17 protein-coding genes are annotated in these 17,506 nt (G+C 55.5%); 5 read left to right on the plus strand and 12 right to left on the minus strand.

Features of this window, described 5'->3' with window-relative positions; all coding sequences use genetic code 11:
- Position 1: 1 nt before the first annotated feature.
- From IMQ33_RS20550 to pilM, 11 genes are all read right to left on the minus strand, one after another.
- Positions 2 to 700: a phosphoglycolate phosphatase gene (locus tag IMQ33_RS20550; protein WP_065684027.1), complete on the minus strand. Its 699-nt coding sequence runs from the start codon at positions 698 to 700 to the stop codon at positions 2 to 4.
- Positions 693 to 1,370 (minus strand): ribulose-phosphate 3-epimerase, encoded by a 678-nt coding sequence (gene rpe / locus IMQ33_RS20555; RefSeq protein ID WP_024482734.1) that lies wholly within the window; start codon positions 1,368 to 1,370, stop codon positions 693 to 695. The genes IMQ33_RS20550 and rpe overlap by 8 nt, the downstream gene beginning before the upstream one ends.
- 26 nt (positions 1,371 to 1,396) lie before the next feature.
- Positions 1,397 to 2,218 carry an adenine-specific DNA-methyltransferase gene (gene dam / locus IMQ33_RS20560; RefSeq protein ID WP_024527566.1) on the minus strand — a complete coding sequence of 274 codons (822 nt, stop codon included), beginning with the start codon at positions 2,216 to 2,218 and terminating at the stop codon, positions 1,397 to 1,399.
- Between the two features lie 84 nt (positions 2,219 to 2,302).
- Entirely contained in the window at positions 2,303 to 3,298 is a 996-nt protein-coding gene (locus IMQ33_RS20565) for an SPOR domain-containing protein (RefSeq protein WP_065684025.1), read from the minus strand.
- 280 nt (positions 3,299 to 3,578) lie between these two features.
- Positions 3,579 to 4,676 (minus strand): 3-dehydroquinate synthase, encoded by a 1,098-nt coding sequence (aroB, locus tag IMQ33_RS20570; protein WP_024527568.1) that lies wholly within the window; start codon positions 4,674 to 4,676, stop codon positions 3,579 to 3,581.
- Positions 4,677 to 4,770: 94 nt separating this feature from the next.
- Positions 4,771 to 5,292 (minus strand): shikimate kinase AroK, encoded by a 522-nt coding sequence (gene aroK, locus IMQ33_RS20575; RefSeq protein WP_005271698.1) that lies wholly within the window; start codon positions 5,290 to 5,292, stop codon positions 4,771 to 4,773.
- Between the two features lie 552 nt (positions 5,293 to 5,844).
- Positions 5,845 to 7,092, minus strand: a complete 1,248-nt coding sequence (gene hofQ / locus IMQ33_RS20580; protein WP_161738646.1) for a DNA uptake porin HofQ — start codon at positions 7,090 to 7,092, stop codon at positions 5,845 to 5,847.
- Positions 7,093 to 7,101: 9 nt separating this feature from the next.
- Positions 7,102 to 7,449 carry a DNA utilization family protein gene (locus tag IMQ33_RS20585; protein WP_196062621.1) on the minus strand — a complete coding sequence of 116 codons (348 nt, stop codon included), beginning with the start codon at positions 7,447 to 7,449 and terminating at the stop codon, positions 7,102 to 7,104.
- The gene (locus IMQ33_RS20590; RefSeq protein ID WP_196062622.1) at positions 7,442 to 7,948 is read right to left on the minus strand and encodes a hypothetical protein; all 507 of its coding nucleotides are present in this window, start codon (positions 7,946 to 7,948) and stop codon (positions 7,442 to 7,444) included. The genes IMQ33_RS20585 and IMQ33_RS20590 overlap by 8 nt, the downstream gene beginning before the upstream one ends.
- The gene (locus IMQ33_RS20595; protein WP_161712897.1) at positions 7,941 to 8,477 is read right to left on the minus strand and encodes a PilN domain-containing protein; all 537 of its coding nucleotides are present in this window, start codon (positions 8,475 to 8,477) and stop codon (positions 7,941 to 7,943) included. The genes IMQ33_RS20590 and IMQ33_RS20595 overlap by 8 nt, the downstream gene beginning before the upstream one ends.
- A complete protein-coding gene (gene pilM, locus IMQ33_RS20600; RefSeq protein ID WP_196062623.1) occupies positions 8,477 to 9,319 on the minus strand; it encodes a pilus assembly protein PilM in 843 nt (280 codons plus the stop codon). Before pilM ends, IMQ33_RS20595 begins: the two co-directional genes overlap by 1 nt.
- 121 nt (positions 9,320 to 9,440) lie before the next feature.
- On the opposite strand from pilM, the gene mrcA reads away from it, so the two are divergent.
- Positions 9,441 to 11,999, plus strand: coding sequence for a peptidoglycan glycosyltransferase/peptidoglycan DD-transpeptidase MrcA (mrcA, locus tag IMQ33_RS20605; RefSeq protein WP_065684020.1), 2,559 nt, complete (start codon positions 9,441 to 9,443; stop codon positions 11,997 to 11,999).
- Between the two features lie 115 nt (positions 12,000 to 12,114).
- Here mrcA and nudE read toward each other — a convergent pair whose 3' ends face one another.
- On the minus strand, positions 12,115 to 12,669 hold the full coding sequence (gene nudE / locus IMQ33_RS20610) for an ADP compounds hydrolase NudE (protein WP_065684019.1): 555 nt from the start codon (positions 12,667 to 12,669) through the stop codon (positions 12,115 to 12,117).
- A gap of 447 nt (positions 12,670 to 13,116) precedes the next feature.
- On the opposite strand from nudE, the gene IMQ33_RS20615 reads away from it, so the two are divergent.
- The 4 genes from IMQ33_RS20615 (at position 13,117) to hslO (ending at position 17,322) form a co-directional block, all read left to right on the plus strand.
- A complete protein-coding gene (locus tag IMQ33_RS20615; protein WP_065684018.1) occupies positions 13,117 to 15,249 on the plus strand; it encodes an intracellular growth attenuator family protein in 2,133 nt (710 codons plus the stop codon).
- Positions 15,250 to 15,333: 84 nt separating this feature from the next.
- Positions 15,334 to 16,014 carry a GMP/IMP nucleotidase gene (gene yrfG, locus IMQ33_RS20620; protein ID WP_065684017.1) on the plus strand — a complete coding sequence of 227 codons (681 nt, stop codon included), beginning with the start codon at positions 15,334 to 15,336 and terminating at the stop codon, positions 16,012 to 16,014.
- Positions 16,011 to 16,418: a ribosome-associated heat shock protein Hsp15 gene (hslR, locus tag IMQ33_RS20625; protein ID WP_098929538.1), complete on the plus strand. Its 408-nt coding sequence runs from the start codon at positions 16,011 to 16,013 to the stop codon at positions 16,416 to 16,418. The genes yrfG and hslR overlap by 4 nt, the downstream gene beginning before the upstream one ends.
- A gap of 25 nt (positions 16,419 to 16,443) precedes the next feature.
- Entirely contained in the window at positions 16,444 to 17,322 is an 879-nt protein-coding gene (hslO, locus tag IMQ33_RS20630; RefSeq protein ID WP_024482748.1) for an Hsp33 family molecular chaperone HslO, read from the plus strand.
- Positions 17,323 to 17,506 lie beyond the last annotated feature (184 nt).

The raw sequence follows: 17,506 nt of genomic DNA on the forward strand, positions 1-17,506 counted from the left end.
GTTAAATTTCCCGATCTTCTAAAGATGACAGCCCAAGTGCGGGCAACAAATCGGCGAAGCGCTCCAACACGCGGTCGGGGTGGCTCAGGGCGATCGCTTCACCGTAGTTATATCCGTAAGTCAGACCGACGCTCGGGCAACCTGCCGCCTGCGCCGCCTGAATATCATTGCGCGAATCCCCGACGAACAGCACTTCACCGGCCCGCAGGCCAAGCTTGCCGAACACCAGATACAGCGGGGCAGGATGTGGCTTTTTCTCCACCACGTCGTCACCGCCGATGATCAGCGAGAAAAAGTCGATAATGCCGAGCGACGTCAGCAAAGGGGCCACAAAGGGTGTCGGTTTGTTGGTGACCAGCGCCAGCGGGTAGCCAAGCTTGGCCAACTGAGCCAGCGTCTCTATTACCTGTGGGAACAGACGGCTGCCGCTTTCTACGGTTTGCCCATAGAAATGGTCGAAACGTTGACGCATTTGCAAACACCGCTCCGGCGTGGCTTCCACCTCTGCCCAGCGCAGCGCACGCTGGACCAGCACATCGGCACCGTTACCAATCCAGGTGCCAACACGGGCCTCACCGGCCTGCGGCAGACCCATTTCCGCCAACGCCATATCAATGGCCGCCGCCAATCCCGGCGCACTGTCTACCAGCGTACCGTCGAGATCGAAGGCCAGACCACGGATGGCGCTAAAATCAGCCATGACTCACCTTTGCCAGCTCACTGCGCATCTGATCGATCACCGCACGGTAATCCGGTTTGCCAAAGATGGCGGAGCCTGCCACGAACATGTCCGCCCCCGCTGCTGCGATCTCGGCAATGTTGTCGACCTTCACGCCACCGTCCACTTCCAGGCGAATATCGCGGCCGCTTTCGTCGATCAGTTTGCGAACCTGACGCAGCTTGTCTAACGTGCCATGGATAAAGGATTGACCGCCAAAACCGGGGTTGACCGACATCAGCAGGATCACGTCGATCTTGTCCATCACGTAATCGAGATAGCTCAACGGGGTCGCTGGGTTAAACACCAGGCCCGCCTTGCAGCCGTTCTCTTTGATCAGTTGGATGGTACGGTCGACGTGTTCGGAAGCTTCGGGATGGAAAGAGATGTAGGTTGCCCCAGCCTTGGCAAAGTCCGGCACGATGCGATCGACCGGTTTTACCATCAGATGGACGTCAATCGGTGCGGTAATGCCGTAATTGCGCAAGGCTTCGCACACCATTGGCCCGATCGTCAGATTAGGCACGTAGTGGTTATCCATCACGTCAAAATGCACCACGTCGGCGCCAGCGGCCAACACTTTGGCAGTATCTTCACCCAGGCGGGCAAAATCTGCAGACAGAATGGACGGGGCAATCAAAAACTTTTTCATCCGCTTCTCCAAACGTAGGGGTCGAGTTATTCAGCTTTTTTATACAGCGCCAGAAGTTCGTTCACTTTACTGCGGCCTAAAATATTGCGGCTGATGGTGCGACGAGCCTTCACCACATGCAGCGAAGCATGCTGATACCAGTCACGCGTCAGCTCGGTGTCATGGTTGGAAATCAACACCGGCACCTGGCTTTCAACCGACAGCTGATGTGCAATGCGCGCCAGCCCTTGCTGATCGGCCAGGCTAAAGCTGTTGGTGTGATAAGCGGTAAAATTCGCCGTTGCCGACAGAGGAGCATATGGCGGATCGCAATAGACCACCGCACCTTGGGTCGCCTTCACCATGGTATCGTGATAGTGCTCGCAGACAAAAGTGGCATTGCGTGATTTTTCAGCAAACCAATACAGCTCTTCTTCCGGGAAATAGGGTTTCTTGTAACGCCCAAACGGCACATTGAACTCACCACGCAGGTTATAGCGGCACAGGCCGTTATAACAGTGGCGGTTCAGATACAGGAACAGCAGTGCACGCCGATACTCATCGGCGGTGGTGTTGAACTCTTCGCGCAGCAGGTAGAACTGCTCAGAGTTATTGAATTCGTCGGTGAAAAGCAAGCGGGCATCGCGCACGAAATCATTCGTGCGCAGCTTAACGATGTTATACAGGCTGATAAGGTCGCTGTTGATATCGGCGAGAATATAAGCCTCATACTCTGTGTTCAGGAAGACTGAACCCGCGCCCACGAAGGGCTCGATTAAGCAGTTACCCTCTGGTAAATGACGACGGATCTCGTCTATCAGCGGGTATTTTCCACCAGCCCATTTTAAAAAAGCGCGGTTTTTCTTCATGCCGTCAGTTAGCTACTTATTACAATTCAGAGCGGCGGATATGTACTCTGCTTCAGACAGCACATCAGCGCACAAAATTAATGATTATTTTTTCAGGTCTTGCTGTACTTGCTGTACAGGGCGGACCCATGGTTTTTTCGCCTGAACTTCCGCCGGCAGCGTAGCGATAGCACGCTTGGCCTCCGCCGAAGAAGCGTAGTTGCCGCTCACTAATACATACCAGGGTTTACCATCACGCTTGGTCTCGTACACCATAAAGTGTGGCAAATTCTGTTGCTTGGCAAAGGCATTCAACGTATCGGAGCGTGAGGCACTGCTCAACTGCAGCGTGTAATGGCTACCCGGTGCGGTTTTCAGTGAGCTTCCGCTGCCGCTCACCACACCACTCTTGCCTTTGGCCGGTGGGGTGTAAACCGTGGTGGTGGTCGCAGAAGGTTTGACCGATGCTGTCGGCTTGGTTGCTGCTGGCTTGGTGGCAGGCGTTTTATGCGGCTGCGTCGCAGCGGTTGCATTGCCATTCGCTGCCGGGCGCGCGGCAGCACCGTTCATCACGGTCGCCGGAGCGGTTGGTAAAGTGGAAACCGGGGCATTGATACTTTGCGCGGCAGCAGCATCAACCTGACCTTGTTGTGAAGACAAGGCATCGGCCATGTTGCCTGGCAGATCGACACGCTCACCAGCACCGCCCTGTGGCACTACAGGTTGTGCTTCGGTCGGCGTGCTGGAGATAGGCGGGACGCTAACAGTCTGAGGCTGAGAGGTGCTGACACCGTTGTTATCGTTGGTATCCGTAGTGCCCCCCGCAACGCCGTTGTTGCTGGTGGTCAGCGACGATGAGCCCGACAGATTGATGTCTCGGGTTGCCCCTTGCTGTTGCGCTGTCTCGTGTTTAGTAGGTGCCTTCAGCGCCGAACCGATGCCGATGATCAGCAACAGCAGCACCAAAATGCCAATCCCAATCATCATATGCTGACGTGAAACGGCAAAACGCGGCCCAGTTGCGGCTGGCCGACGTGAACGCGAAGGACGGCGATCGCTGGTATCAGGCCTGAGATCGTCTTCTGGTTTAAATTCATCCATCTGAAACCCTCCAACTAGAGGCAAAATCTCGCCACCCAGGTGGTTCGAGACTATTAACCCGATGATGGCAAAGCGACATCTGTCTCGCCCTGCGCACAATTTTTATAGAGTCTAACAGCAGCCAAGCTACTGTTATAGCCCGCAAGCTCAAGCACTGTCGACCTGCGTCAAATTACGCCATCCATGGAATTGCCCGGCGGGCAAGTACAGCTCAGATAGCAGCAGAGAAACGGCTGCATATCGACCTGGCGAAACGTTAATGCTATTGAGTGTAACCGACTTACGCGCGCTGTGTTGGTAAACAGTCGGCGATGGATGCCAGCACCAGCTCATGGGCGACACCGCCACGAACTTCTGCTTCACCAATACCCTTCGGCAATACCAAACGCAACGCCCCCGCCAACACTTTTTTATCACGCAGCATGTGTGGCAGATAGGCCTCAGGCGTCATTTCCTGCGGCCCGCAAACCGGCAACCCGGCGCGCAGCAGCAGCGCCTTGATCCGTTCGATATCGTCAGCCGAGAACTGGCCCAGGCGACGTGCTGTTTCAGCAGCCATCACCATGCCAGCCGCCACGGCTTCACCGTGCAGCCAGACACCGTAGCCCATTTCGGCTTCGATGGCGTGGCCGTAGGTATGGCCCAGATTGAGCAACGCCCGCAGACCGTTTTCACGTTCATCGGCGGCCACCACTTCGGCCTTCAATTCGCAACAGCGGCGGATGCAGTACGCTAACGCGTCCATATCCAGCGCAACCAGCGCATCAATATTATTTTCCAGCCAGACGAAAAAATCACCATCGAGAATAATCCCGTACTTGATCACTTCCGCCAAACCAGAGGAGAGTTCACGCGCCGGTAAAGTACGCAGGCAGTCCAGATCTACCACCACCGAAGCCGGTTGGTAGAAGGCGCCGATCATATTTTTACCGAGCGGATGATTGACGGCGGTTTTGCCGCCAACGGAGGAGTCCACCTGCGAGAGCAGCGTGGTAGGAACCTGGATAAAACGCACACCGCGTTGATAGCACGCTGCGGCAAAGCCGGTCAGATCGCCAATCACGCCGCCGCCGAGGGCAATTAGCGTGGTATCGCGACCGTGGGGCTTTTCCAGCAGCGCCGAGAACACCTGCTCGAGTACGGCCAGAGATTTATACTGTTCGCCATCAGGTAGAATCACCTGATCCACCACTACGCCGCCCTGTTCCAGCACCGACCGGATACGCTCCAGATACAAGGGTGCCAAAGTCTGGTTAGTGACCAGCATGACCTGTTCACCCGCCTTTAGCGGCATAAAAGAAGCCGGATCGTCAAACAATCCGGCGGCTATGGTAATCGGGTAGCTACGCTCCCCAAGCGTTACGGTAATTCTCTCCATGTCGCGCTCAGTTCTCGGTGTGGTTTATCCCCGCCAACGCGGGGAACACAATCAGAATTTCCGCATTTGCCCGCGGCCAACACGGAACCCGCTATCAGTTACTTTCCAGCATGTTGATAATCTGGTTGGCAACCACTTTAGCGCTTTGATCGTCGGTGCGGATAGTGACATCTGCAATTTCTTCGTACAACGGATTGCGCTCTCTAGCCAGCGCTTCCAGCACCTCACGCGGAGGAGAGTCTACCTGCAGCAGCGGACGCTTCTTGTCGCGCTGAGTACGGGCCAACTGCTTCTCGATAGTGGTTTCTAAATAGACCACAACACCACGCGCCGACAGGCGGTTACGCGTTTCACGCGACTTAACCGAGCCCCCGCCGGTAGCCAGCACAATCCCTTGCTTTTCCGTCAGTTCATTAATGACTTTTTCTTCACGATCGCGGAAACCTTCTTCCCCTTCCACGTCGAATACCCAGCCCACGTCAGCTCCGGTACGTCGCTCAATTTCTTGATCGGAGTCGAAAAACTCCATATTGAGTTGCTGAGCTAACTGACGGCCAATAGTGCTTTTGCCGGCACCCATAGGCCCAACCAGAAAGATATTGCGTTTCTCTGCCATGTTTTTCGGTATTACTAAGACAATTCGTTAATGATAACCCGCCCCGCCAATCAAATTAGCGGCGGGACCTAAACTGAAACCTCATGAGCGATAGTGCGAGATCAGACGAAAAATTATCTCAACACTCTTGGTAGTTTGGCAACCGAATAAATCACTATCCACGCCGCAGGAGGGAAACCATACGTTTTTAACGGCGTCTTATACCCTATGGATCCCAGGTTTCAGCCTGGAAGACGACGGGTACAGCATTAACAAAAAAACCTCGGTGCTCAATTCGGTAACCCTTGTAAGCTAAATCGGCCGCAGCGTCAAACTCAGATGCCTCTAAGGCACGAAAAAAAGTGCATTTGCTTGCCAACTTTTAAGCGTTTTCAACGGCTAGGATTTTGGACTAAGACCTCGTGAACCGAGCATTGCAGCGAGATCTCCGCCTGGAGTTTATCTGAAAAAGTCACGGGATGTCGTGATTTGGCAGATTAACGGCAACTTTCGTCGGTTTCCCTCATTTGGCCTTGGCGTCATCACTGCACCAAACATCACCATCGAGACAATTTAGACTTTAACCAGTGTGGGCGTGATGAAAATCACCAACTCGCGCCTTTTATGCTGTTGGTTGCTGTGTTTGAACAGCGATCCCAGCAAGGGGATATCGCCCACACCAGGGACTTTATCGCTCGCCTGGTTGCGCTGACGCTGAAAAATGCCCCCTAAGACAATGGTTTCACCATCTTTCACCGTCACCTGGGTTTTAATCTCCTGTTTGTCGATCGCCAGCGCCTCTCCTTCGCCCTGTTTGATCGAACGCCCGGGCATATTCTGGCTGATCTGTAACGCCAGGGTGATGCGGCCATTGGGTAAAATCTTTGGCGTGACCTCCATGCCCAGCACCGCGTCCTTGAACTCGATTGAGGTGGCACCGCTGGAGCCGCTCGACACCTCGTAGGGGATTTCCGTACCCTGTTTAATACTGGCGGTTTGCAGATGTGCGGTAAGCAGGCGCGGGCTGGCGATAATCTCCACCTGATTTTCCTGCTCCAGCGCCGACAGCTCCAGATCCAGAATGCGCCCGCTGATGCGTGCCAGGTGGAAACCAGCCGTTATGGCACTGTTCTCTACCGGCAGACCAACGCTGAAATTATCTATCCGCAGCTTTTTGGCTGGCCTTTCTTCTGCCGCCAGCCCCCACCTTACGCCAAGCTCCCGCAAATTTTCGCTGCTGATGGTGACAATATGGGCAGCCAGCTGCACCTGTTCCAGCGGGGTATCCATCTCTGCCACCCAGGTTTTCAACTGGGCCAGCGCCTGAGCGGTGTCACGCAGCAGTAACGCGTTGGTGCGTTTATCTACCACGACGCTGCCACGCTCGGTCAATAATTTGCCGCGTTGGCTATCCAGGCTCTGCGCTATCTCGCTGGCCTCCGCGTTTTGCAGCGTGATCGTCAGGTTGTGCAGCGGCTCCTGCTGCGCCAACGCCCGCTGCCGACGAAGCAGCTCCTGCTCATCCGGCAGTGGGAAAACCATCATCACATTGCCCTCCAGCGTCATCGTCAGCTTGCCCATGCGTAACACCACGGCTAACGCCTGCTGCCAGGGAACATTGTCCAACCGCAGCGTCAGATTGGTATCGACACTCTCGGCTGCGACCAGGTTCAGGTCTTGATACTCTGCCAGCGCCTGTAAAATCAGGCTGACCGGAGTATCATGGAACGCCAGTGACACCGGTTTTTCCTGCTTTACGCCTGCCATCACCGCCAAAGGGAGAGCCAGCCACCCCACCAAAAGCCACTGATATCCTTTCATCACTTTTCCTTACGGTTTTTTCTCCAACGTGAGCACCACACTGCCCTTACGTGGCCGACATGCTTCAGCCCTATCCTGCGCGACGAGTTCAAGCTGCCGGGGTTGGATCTGCACCACTTGCCAATCCCCATCAAGCACCCGCTGCCGGGGCAATAACCCCAACCACTGTCCCTGCGGGGTGACCACCCAGCCATAGCGCAAATCCGGTGTGCCAATAATCCCTTTCAGCCGCCAGCCCTCCGGTGAAATGGCAGGATCGGCGCAGGCCGCCGTTAGCGGTGGCTGGAACGGATCGCGATACTGTTCAGCCCACAGCGGGGCCGAGAACAACAGCCAAAACCACCACGCCTTATTCATCCACCGCCTCTTCTGAGCAAATAAGAGTCAGTTGAGTGGTTAACCCTTTCGGCTGCCTCTCGATCTTCATTTGCCCAATCCTGCGGGTGGATGGCAGCGCCTCCAACAAACGCAGCAAGCCCCCGAAATCTAGCTGTACCCTTATCTTTTGCTGGGCTGGTTTCACCTGCTGGAAACGTAGCAGCCGCCCCCCAAGCTGATAGAGCTGAGCCCCCAAGTCCCCCGGCTCATCAGGCACGATCAACACCTGCTGCCCCAACCGCTGCTCAAGCTCTGCTAACGGCGGTAGCTGGCTCAGTTGCTGCCGGCGCTCGGCAATCTGGTGTACTAACTGCTGACGCTGCTCCTCCAGCTTTTCCCACCGTTGCCATTCCCCCGAGATCAGCCCACTGCAGGCCAACAGCCCAGCCCCGGTTAATACCAGCCATTGAGCTGCCAGCAGCTGCCAACCAGGCCGGGCAAGCCAGGGGGTAAGCCAGTCTGGCAGGGGCTTATCCATCTTGCCCCCAGCGTGCCGTTAGAGTGAACGCCAACCCTCCCTCCTTGCGTTGTGTGACTTCAACCAGTCGACAGCCCTGCAACAAAGGTAGCGCGGCCAACCGCCGCTCAAAGGTGACAATCTCCTCATACGCCCCACCTTGCCCCCGCAGCAAGATCCCCCTGGCGTTCTCTTCAAAATCCGTGAGCCACAGGGTTTCAGGCAGCGTTACCGAGAGTTGCTGCAATAGCGACAGGTAACGCAGGTTATGCGCACGATTGTGCTGGTAACGGGCACTTTCTGCGGCCAAACGGGCCAGTTCGGCCATCTTTTGCTGCGTCTGCTGAATACGCCCTGCCAGCTCAGTGTGTTGCTGCGTCAAGCCCTGCAATATCGAATGTTGCCTGGCCTGTTGGTAGAACAGCAAACAGTAGGCTGCCGTGAGCGTAGCCAGCACCAGCAGCAATTGAGCAACGAAGCAGCGTAACCAGAAGGTGTAGCGCTGCCGCTGCCGTCTGAGACGCCAGGGCAACAGATTGACCTGATACATCAGGCATCCTCGCGGCGCAGAGCCAACCCGCCAGCCAGAACAAACGCCATCGGCTGAGCGGGCAGCGGCGGGTATAAGCGGCTGAAAGCCGTGAAAGGTGACCAGGGCATGGTGCCTTCTGGCGCGGCCTCGTCCAGGACGCTGCTGTAATACACCTCTTTAGCCCCCATGGCTGGGCAAGCTGAACGCAGGGCTGCTAACGCCTGCTTGACGCCGACGGCTTCCCCCGCAAGCAAGACACCATAAGCAAAGGGCATCGCTCGCGGTGCTACCCATAGCCATTCCGACTCCAGGCGATGCAGCAGCCCGGCATCGGGAGCCAAACCAGCAAATGCGGCCATCATGCATAGCGCATTGGGTGTGATATCGATCACCTGGGGATGCAGATCCGCCAGTTGCAGGCATTGCAGCCATTGTTGCAGCTCCTGCTGGCGGGCCGCGGTGAGCAGCAACTGATGGGTATTGGGCTGCACCTGCCGGTAATCCATTGCCAACGTCTGGCTGTCTAACGGGAACTGTTTCAGGCCCTGGGTGGTGATGTAGTCATGGCGAACCGGCTCCTTTAAGCGCAGGTCTGGCAGGGGCAACGTCTGCTGTAAAACCCGCTGTGCGGGTAAAGCAATGCGTAAGGAAATATGTCTTGGTAACCGGCTACGCCACTGTTTGAGTACCGTCACCAGCATGGCAGAACTCTCTAAATGCCCCGCCCGCAGCGCCGGGAAGGGCAATGCCTGTTGCCACCAGTGGCGCAATTGCCAACCGTTACGCCGACGCTGCGCAGCCAGCGCTCTGATGCTGTGATCCTGGATATCCAATCCCACCTGCCACGTTTGAGAAAACATATTTCACCCCACCTCCGTACCCTCAGATAACAAAAGAACATATCCATGTTGCAGGCTTGCCTTTATACTACCGCGCGGTTGTTTATAAACTGCCCAATTGACATGAAATGGGAAATCTCAGGTGAAGTTCGTAAAGTATCTTTTAATCCTTGCAGTGTTTTGCATCGTGCTGGGAGCAGCCTCGATTTTTGGCTTGTACAAATATGTCGAGCCACAGCTGCCCGATGTCGCAACGCTGAAAGACGTGCGGCTACAAATCCCGATGCAGGTTTACAGCGCGGAGGGCGAACTGATCGCCCAATATGGTGAAAAACGCCGTATACCTCTCAAGCTGGACCAAATTCCACCGGTGATGGTGCATGCCTTCATCGCCACGGAGGACAGCCGTTTCTATGATCATCACGGGGTCGATCCCGTTGGTATCTTCCGTGCTGCATCGGTCGCGCTGGTTTCCGGCCATGCTTCGCAGGGGGCCAGTACCATCACCCAGCAGTTGGCCAGAAACTTCTTCTTGAGCCCGGAACGCACCTTGATGCGCAAAATCAAGGAAGCCTTCCTGGCGATCCGCATTGAACAGATGCTGACCAAGGATGAAATTCTTGAGCTGTATCTGAACAAAATCTATCTGGGTTACCGGGCTTATGGCGTGGGTGCTGCCGCGCACGTCTATTTTGGTAAGGATGTCAGCCAACTGACGCTGAGCGAAATGGCCACCATTGCCGGATTACCCAAGGCACCGTCTACCTTTAACCCGTTGTACTCCCACGATCGCTCCGTAGCGCGTCGTAACGTAGTGCTATCGCGAATGCTGGACGAGCACTACATCACGCAGGCGCAGTACGATCAGGCCCGCAGTGAACCTTTGGTCGCCAATTACCATGCGCCAGAAATCAGCTTCTCCGCCCCTTATCTTTCAGAGCTGGTGCGTCAGGAGATGATCAAGCGTTACGGTGAAAACGCCTATACCGACGGTTACAAGGTGTACACCACCATCACCAAGCGGCTGCAGCAAGGCGCTCAGGAGGCGGTACGTAACAACATCCTCAACTACGATATGCGCCACGGCTATCGCGGCCCGTCAAACGTACTGTGGAAAGTGGGTGAGCCAGCCTGGGATCAGAAACAGATTGTCGATTCCCTGAAGAACCTGCCGAACTACGGCCCGCTGTCTCCTGCGGTGGTCCTGCAAGCGGATGCCGAACAGGCTACCGCCATGCTGGCCGATGGCAGCCGCATTGCGCTCCCCATGTCTGGCATGCGCTGGGCCCGTGCGTTCAAGAGCGATACTCTGCAAGGCCCTACGCCGAAGCGCGTCACCGATGTGGTGCAGCCCGGCCAGCAGATCTGGGTGCGTAAAGTTAACGACAACTGGTGGCTGTCACAGGTGCCGGACGTGAACTCGGCGCTGGTGTCGCTCGATCCTAATACTGGCGCTATCAAGGCGTTGGTCGGCGGCTTCGATTTCAACCAGAGCAAGTTCAACCGCGCAACCCAGGCACTGCGCCAGGTGGGTTCCAACATCAAACCGTTCCTGTATACCGCGGCGATGGATAAGGGCCTGACGCTGGCCACCATCCTCAACGATCTGCCGATCACCCGTTGGGATGCCGGTGCCGGTACCGACTGGCGGCCGAAAAACTCGCCACCTACTTACGACGGTCCTATCCGACTACGCCAAGGCCTAGGCCAATCGAAGAACGTGGTGATGGTGCGGGCAATGCGCGCCATGGGCGTGGACTATGCCGCTGAATATCTGCAACGCTTTGGTTTCCCGGCGCAAAACATCGTGCATTCGGAATCGCTGGCGCTCGGTTCGGCTTCGTTCACCCCGCTACAGGTGGCACGCGGCTATGCCGTGTTGGCCAACGGTGGCTATCTGGTTGACCCGTACTTCATCACCAAGATCGAAGACGATACGGGTAAAGCGATATTCGAAGCCAAACCGAAAGTGGTCTGCGATAGCTGCAACCTGCCGGTGATCTACGGCGATACGCATCGTTCAGCCATGCTTTCCGATGATAACGTCGAGAACGTGGCGGTATCGCAGGAAGGCAACAATGCCAACGTCCCGATGCCACAGCTTGAGCAGGTAACCCCGGCACAGATGCAGCAGGATAACGAACAGCAGTATGCGCCACACGTGATCAGCACCCCGCTGTCGTTCCTGATCCGTGATGCGTTAAACACCAATATCTTCGGTGAACCGGGCTGGATGGGTACCGGCTGGCGCGCAGGCCGCGATCTTAAACGCCATGATATCGGCGGCAAAACCGGTACCACCAACAGTTCGAAAGATGCCTGGTTCTCCGGCTACGGCCCAGAAACAGTGACATCGGTGTGGATCGGTTTTGACGATCACCGCCGCAATCTTGGCCGAGCCTCCGCTTCGGGTGCCATCCCGGATCAGATTTCCGGTGGTGAAGGTGGGGCGAAGAGTGCTCAACCGGCTTGGGATGATTTTATGAAGGTAGCGCTGGAAGGCCTGCCAGAGCAGAAAGTCACGCCACCGCCGGGGATTGTCAGCGTAACCATCGACAAGAGCACCGGCAAACTGTCCAACGGGGGCGGAGGTAGCCGTTCCGAGTACTTTATCGAAGGCACTCAACCCACGGAGTTCTCGGTACATGATGCCGGAACCACCCTGACAGACCCTGGTGGCGAAAGCCACGAGCTGTTCTAAAACGACAATGGCCAGAGCAATCTGGCCATTTTTTTATCTTAACCGGCGGGCACAGCATATTGTGAGTCCGGTGAGGGTTTGTCGGCAGCGCCCGTGCAGATGAATCGATGGAAGGTTAGCGTGAACCGCGCAGGAATGCCTCGGCGAGGAATAATGCGCTGACATTGCGCGCCTCACGAAAGTCCGGTTCCGCCAGCAGTGCCATCATCTTGGCTATCGGCCAACGTACCTGGGGTAACGGCTCTGGCTCGTCCCCCTCCAGGCTTTGCGCATAGAGGTCGTGTGCCAGCACGATATTCATCTGGCTGGAAAAATAGGAAGGAGCCATCGTCAGTTTGCTGAGGAAATCAAAGCGCCCGGCCCCAAAGCCAACTTCTTCCATCAGTTCGCGGTTAGCGGCTTCCAACACCCCTTCGCCAGGGTCGATCAGCCCTTTGGGGAAGCCCAGCTCATAGGATTCAGTGCCCACCGCATATTCACGGATCAGCAGCAAATCATCCCCTATCACCGGCACAATCATCACCGCTTCGCGTTCCGAAGGGCGCATGCGCTCATAGACCCGCCGCACACCGTTACTGAACTCCAGATCGACCGACTCCACGTTAAATAAACGCGAGCGCGCGACCGTTTCTACTTTCAGAATTTTAGGTTTTTGCAGCTGTTTATCCATGATTGCCTCAAATAGGTTAACCGCCTAATACACTGAATACTCAGTACTCTCAGGCAGGTAACCAGGATAATAATATGCGCGTTGTGGCAGACAGCAAAAGGGTCAACCACCGGCTAAACTCGATCTTGATCACATTGTGCGTTAATGGGAACCATTTCCGCAACGAGCTTAGCCTGTAATTTACTTTTTTTTAACAAACCTGGCCAGCAGCTATCCCGGTGGATAAAAAAACAGGTAGGCAAATAGGATAATCCTGATATCCGCACACCATGAGGATTGCTATGCTCGTGCAGGTTAAAAAATCGTACGGTAAATGCCTAACGATAGCCACGAATGAGAGCCGGATACAACTAAACGGTGGGTCATTCTATCTCTGGGCGGTTAACTCCGTATAATGTCTGGCTTTGCGTAAGATTGGCGGTTTCATGGGTGTGGGACGAGAATAGCATGAGCACAATAGCGTTGATATTGGCCTTAGCGCTAGCCTGCCTGATCGCTGCTGGCCTCTACTTGTGGTTTAAATTCCGCTCCCGGTCGGCCTTGACCGGTATCCTGCCGTTCGTTAAACCTACCCACCGCAAGCTGACCGCACCAGAGCGGGCAGCTATCGAGTTTTACCTCAACCAACAGAACCGCCTTGGCAACAAACTGCTGTCAGGTTCCGCTTCCCTACCTTCTGTCAGGCTGTCGTTGACCGCACAGAGCGACAACGTTTACCCGATCACCCATGCCATCACCCGCTATGGGCTGGCAAGCGATGAACCCAACAACTGGCGTTACTATCTCGACTCGGAAGAGATCCATCTTCCTCCGTTTTGGGAGCAGTACATCAGCGCCGATAACCATGTCGAAGTGATCAAGACCCAGACGCTACCGCTGGTGATCTCACTCAACGGCCATTCGCTGCTGGATCATATTTACGACAGCCCACCTTCGCCGGTAGTGACTACAACCCCGACAAGGAACGCCTCCATCCGCAAAGAAGAGAGCGAACATATTGAGTTGGTGAACATTCGCAAGGAAACCCGCGAGGAACATGAGCTTAACCGGCCGAACGGCGTCAAGGAAGCGGCCCTCATCTCTGCTGCCCTACTACTGCTATTTCTCAGCCTGATCAGTCCGGTGGTAGTGATCCCCTGGATTATTCTGGTGGCGGTGCTGATGATCGTCTGGGGCTGCTGGCATCTGTTGCGCCGCCCGAGCGAAAAAGAGCTGAAAGAAGTGCACTGTCTGCGCGGCACGCCAAAACGCTGGGGGTTATTCGGTGAGTCCAATCAGGGGCAAATCAGTAATATCTCTTTTGGCATTATCGATTTGATCTACCCCCCGCACTGGCTGCCTTACCTGAATGCAGACCTGGGTAAAACCACCAATGTGGATATCTACCTCAACCGGCAGGTGGTACGCCAGGGGCACTATCTTTCCCTGCATGACGAAGTGAAGAACTTCCCCTTGCAGCAGTGGGGCAAGAACGCCGTATTAGCGGCCAGTTCGCTCGTGGTGCTGTTGTTACTGTTAATCTACATTCCACTCAGCCTGCCCGCTAAATTGAGCACCGCGTGGTTACAGGGCACGCAGAAAACGGAAGTCACCAGCGTTCAGGCGCTGGAGGCTATCCCACTGCATATCGGCGATAGGCTGAAAATTCAGGGCAACGGCATGTGCTACGTTCCTTCGGGCAACAACAGCGCCACTGCGCCGAGCTTTATGCCTTTCGATTGTTCGGGGATCTACTGGAATACGGCTACCCCATTGCCACAGCCCGAATCGGAAGTGATCGATAAAGCTGCTGCGCTGATGGCCACCATCAACCGGCAACTGCACCCAAGCGGTGCCGAGCAGAAAGTGAACCCGCAGTTGGCCAGTGCCATTGAAAAGTCAGGCATGATCCTGCTGGATGACTTTGCGGATATCGTATTGAAAACGCAGGATCTGTGCGGCACTGAGGCCGACTGTGTGCGCTTGAAGAACGCATTGGTCAATCTGGGCAACGTCAAGAACTGGGCCAACCTGGTGAAACGGGCCAAATCCGGGGCGCTGGAAGGCGTTAACGTTCTGCTACGTCCGGTCAGTGCTGAATCGCTGGAAAACCTGAGCAACGCGGCTACCTCTGCCTTTGTGGTGCGGGAAACCCGTCAGGCCGCTGCGGCCCTCAATAGTCCACCGCCGGGCGGTTTTTTGATCACCAGTGACGAAGGCAAGCAGTTGGTGGATTATCCCTTGCCAACGCAACCGCTGAACGAATACAACTCACTCGACCAATGGAAAGAGCTACAGCGTCTTAGCAGCATGCTGCTACATACGCCGTTCCGGGCAAACGGGGTGATCACCAATATCTTTGTCGATGCCAACGGCACTCGGCATATCGCCCTGCATAGTGAACCGGATATCGTGACCCTGTGGCGCTATCTTGGCACCAGCCTGCTGTTGCTGGTGTTGGTCGTCGTGCTGGGTTACAACTCCTGGCGGCTGGTACAACGCTGGCGCAAAAACCAACATCGCCTCGCCGATATCCAGCGCTATTACGACAACTGCTTCAACCCGCAGCTCACCCCGATATCCATACGCCCGATGGCGTAGCCTCCGACCTGCCATCCGCCTATACTAGGCTGTATGTTTTTTATCATCCGCGGGATACCGCTATCCCGCCTATGGAGTTGGTACATGGTTCCTGAGTTTGACTGGCACGATATTGATACCGTACTGCTGGATATGGACGGCACCCTGCTGGATCTTGAATTCGACAGCCATTTTTGGCTAACGCTGGTACCGCAGGCGTTGAGTGAGCAACGGGCCATTCCCTTCGACGACGCCAGCAACATCATTCACCAGGAATACCTGGCCGTGCAACACACCATGAACTGGTATTGCTTTGATTACTGGAGCGAACGCCTCGGGTTGGATATCTACCAAATGACCAGCGAAGTCGGTAACCGCGCTCGGCTGCGTGAAGATACCCAGCCATTTTTGCAGGCGTTACGCGATGCCGGGCAGCGTACCATCCTGCTCACCAACGCGCATCCACACAGTCTGGCGGTGAAGGTTGAGCACACCGGTTTGGATCGACACCTTGATTTATTACTTTCCACCCACACATTTGGTTATCCAAAGGAAGATCAGCGTCTGTGGCAGGCCGTGCAGCAGCAAACCGGCTTTGATCCGCAGCGCACGCTGTTTGTGGATGATGGTGAACCCATTCTGGATGCCGCAAGCAAGTTTGGTATCCGCTACTGCCTTGGCGTGCAGAACCCGGACTCCAGCATGGCGAGTAAAACTTTCCAGCGTTATCCGTCAATGAGCGACTACCGCCAGTTGATACCGGCCTTGGAACGGAGGGAGCAATGAAAGCCAAAGCAACAGAGGATGAGGCTGTCCGCCTGGATAAATGGCTGTGGGCCGCCCGATTTTACAAAACCCGCGCACTGGCCCGCGACATGATCGACGGCGGCAAGGTGCACTACAACGGGCAGCGCGGCAAGCCGAGTAAAGCCGTTGAAATCAATGCAGAAATCAAGCTGCGTCAGGGCAATGACGAACGCACTGTCATCGTGCTGGCCATCAATAGCCAACGGCGTGGAGCCGATGAGGCGCAGCTGATGTATCAGGAAACCGAGGCCAGCATTGCCAATCGCGAGAAAGTGGCGCTGGCACGCAAGATGAATGCGCTGACCATGCCGCATCCGGATCGTCGTCCGGACAAGAAAGAGCGGCGCGATTTGATTAAATTTAAATTTGGCGAGCAGGAATAATCCCTCGCCTCAATGAGAGAAAACTATGTCCAACCATGACCAATTGCACCGTTACCTGTTCGAAAACTACGCGGTGCGCGGTGAGCTGGTTACCGTCAGCGAAACCTATCAGCACATCCTGACCAACCATGATTATCCGGCACCGGTACAAAAGCTGCTGGGCGAATTGCTGGTAGCCACCAGCCTGCTCACCGCCACGCTGAAGTTCGACGGTGACATTACCGTTCAGGTGCAAGGTGACGGCCCGCTGAAACTGGCGGTGATCAACGGCAACAATCGCCAAGAAATGCGTGGTGTAGCCCGTGTCGAAGGCGAGATTGTGGCCGACAGCACCCTGCACCAGATGCTGGGTAACGGCATTATGGTGATCACCATCAGCCCGTCTGAAGGTGAACGCTATCAGGGCGTGGTGGGTCTGGAAGGTGAAACGCTGGCCCAGTGTCTGGAAGGGTATTTCCGCCAGTCCGAACAGTTGCCAACGCGCCTGTTTATCCGTACCGGCGAAGCCGAAGGTAAACCAGCAGCCGCTGGCATGCTGTTACAGGTGCTGCCAGCTCAGGATGGCAATGCCGATGATTTCGACCATCTGGTACAGCTGACCGCCACCATCAAGGATCACGAGCTGTTCACCCTGCCAGCTAACGAAGTGCTGTATCGCCTCTATCATCAGGAAGAGGTCACACTGTACGAACCCCAGGACGTGATCTTCCGCTGCACCTGTTCACGCCAGCGCTGTGCCGATGCCTTGATCACGCTGCCAACGGAAGAAGTGGCCGATATGCTGGAACAGGATGGCAACATCGATATGCACTGTGATTACTGTGGTAATCATTATGTATTCGATGCGCTAGACATCGCAGCCCTTCACAACGGCAATGCCGACAGCAGCACCCAACTGCATTAAGCAAAACCGCGGTGTGACGTGCGTCGAGTTGTGACGCACGTCAGCCCCCGCCGTTTGCACGCTTGCTTTATTCCGTGGTCTACATCTCATAACGTAACTAAAAAACGTTTAATACGTTAAATATTTGATACCTATCGCGGTTACATCTCCATGGATCCCTACAATTGTCGCCAGAAATTCTGTG

Source organism: Serratia sp. Res13-Sevr-LER1-36-b (assembly GCF_015673035.1).
Taxonomy (GTDB): domain Bacteria; phylum Pseudomonadota; class Gammaproteobacteria; order Enterobacterales; family Enterobacteriaceae; genus Chania; species Chania fonticola_C.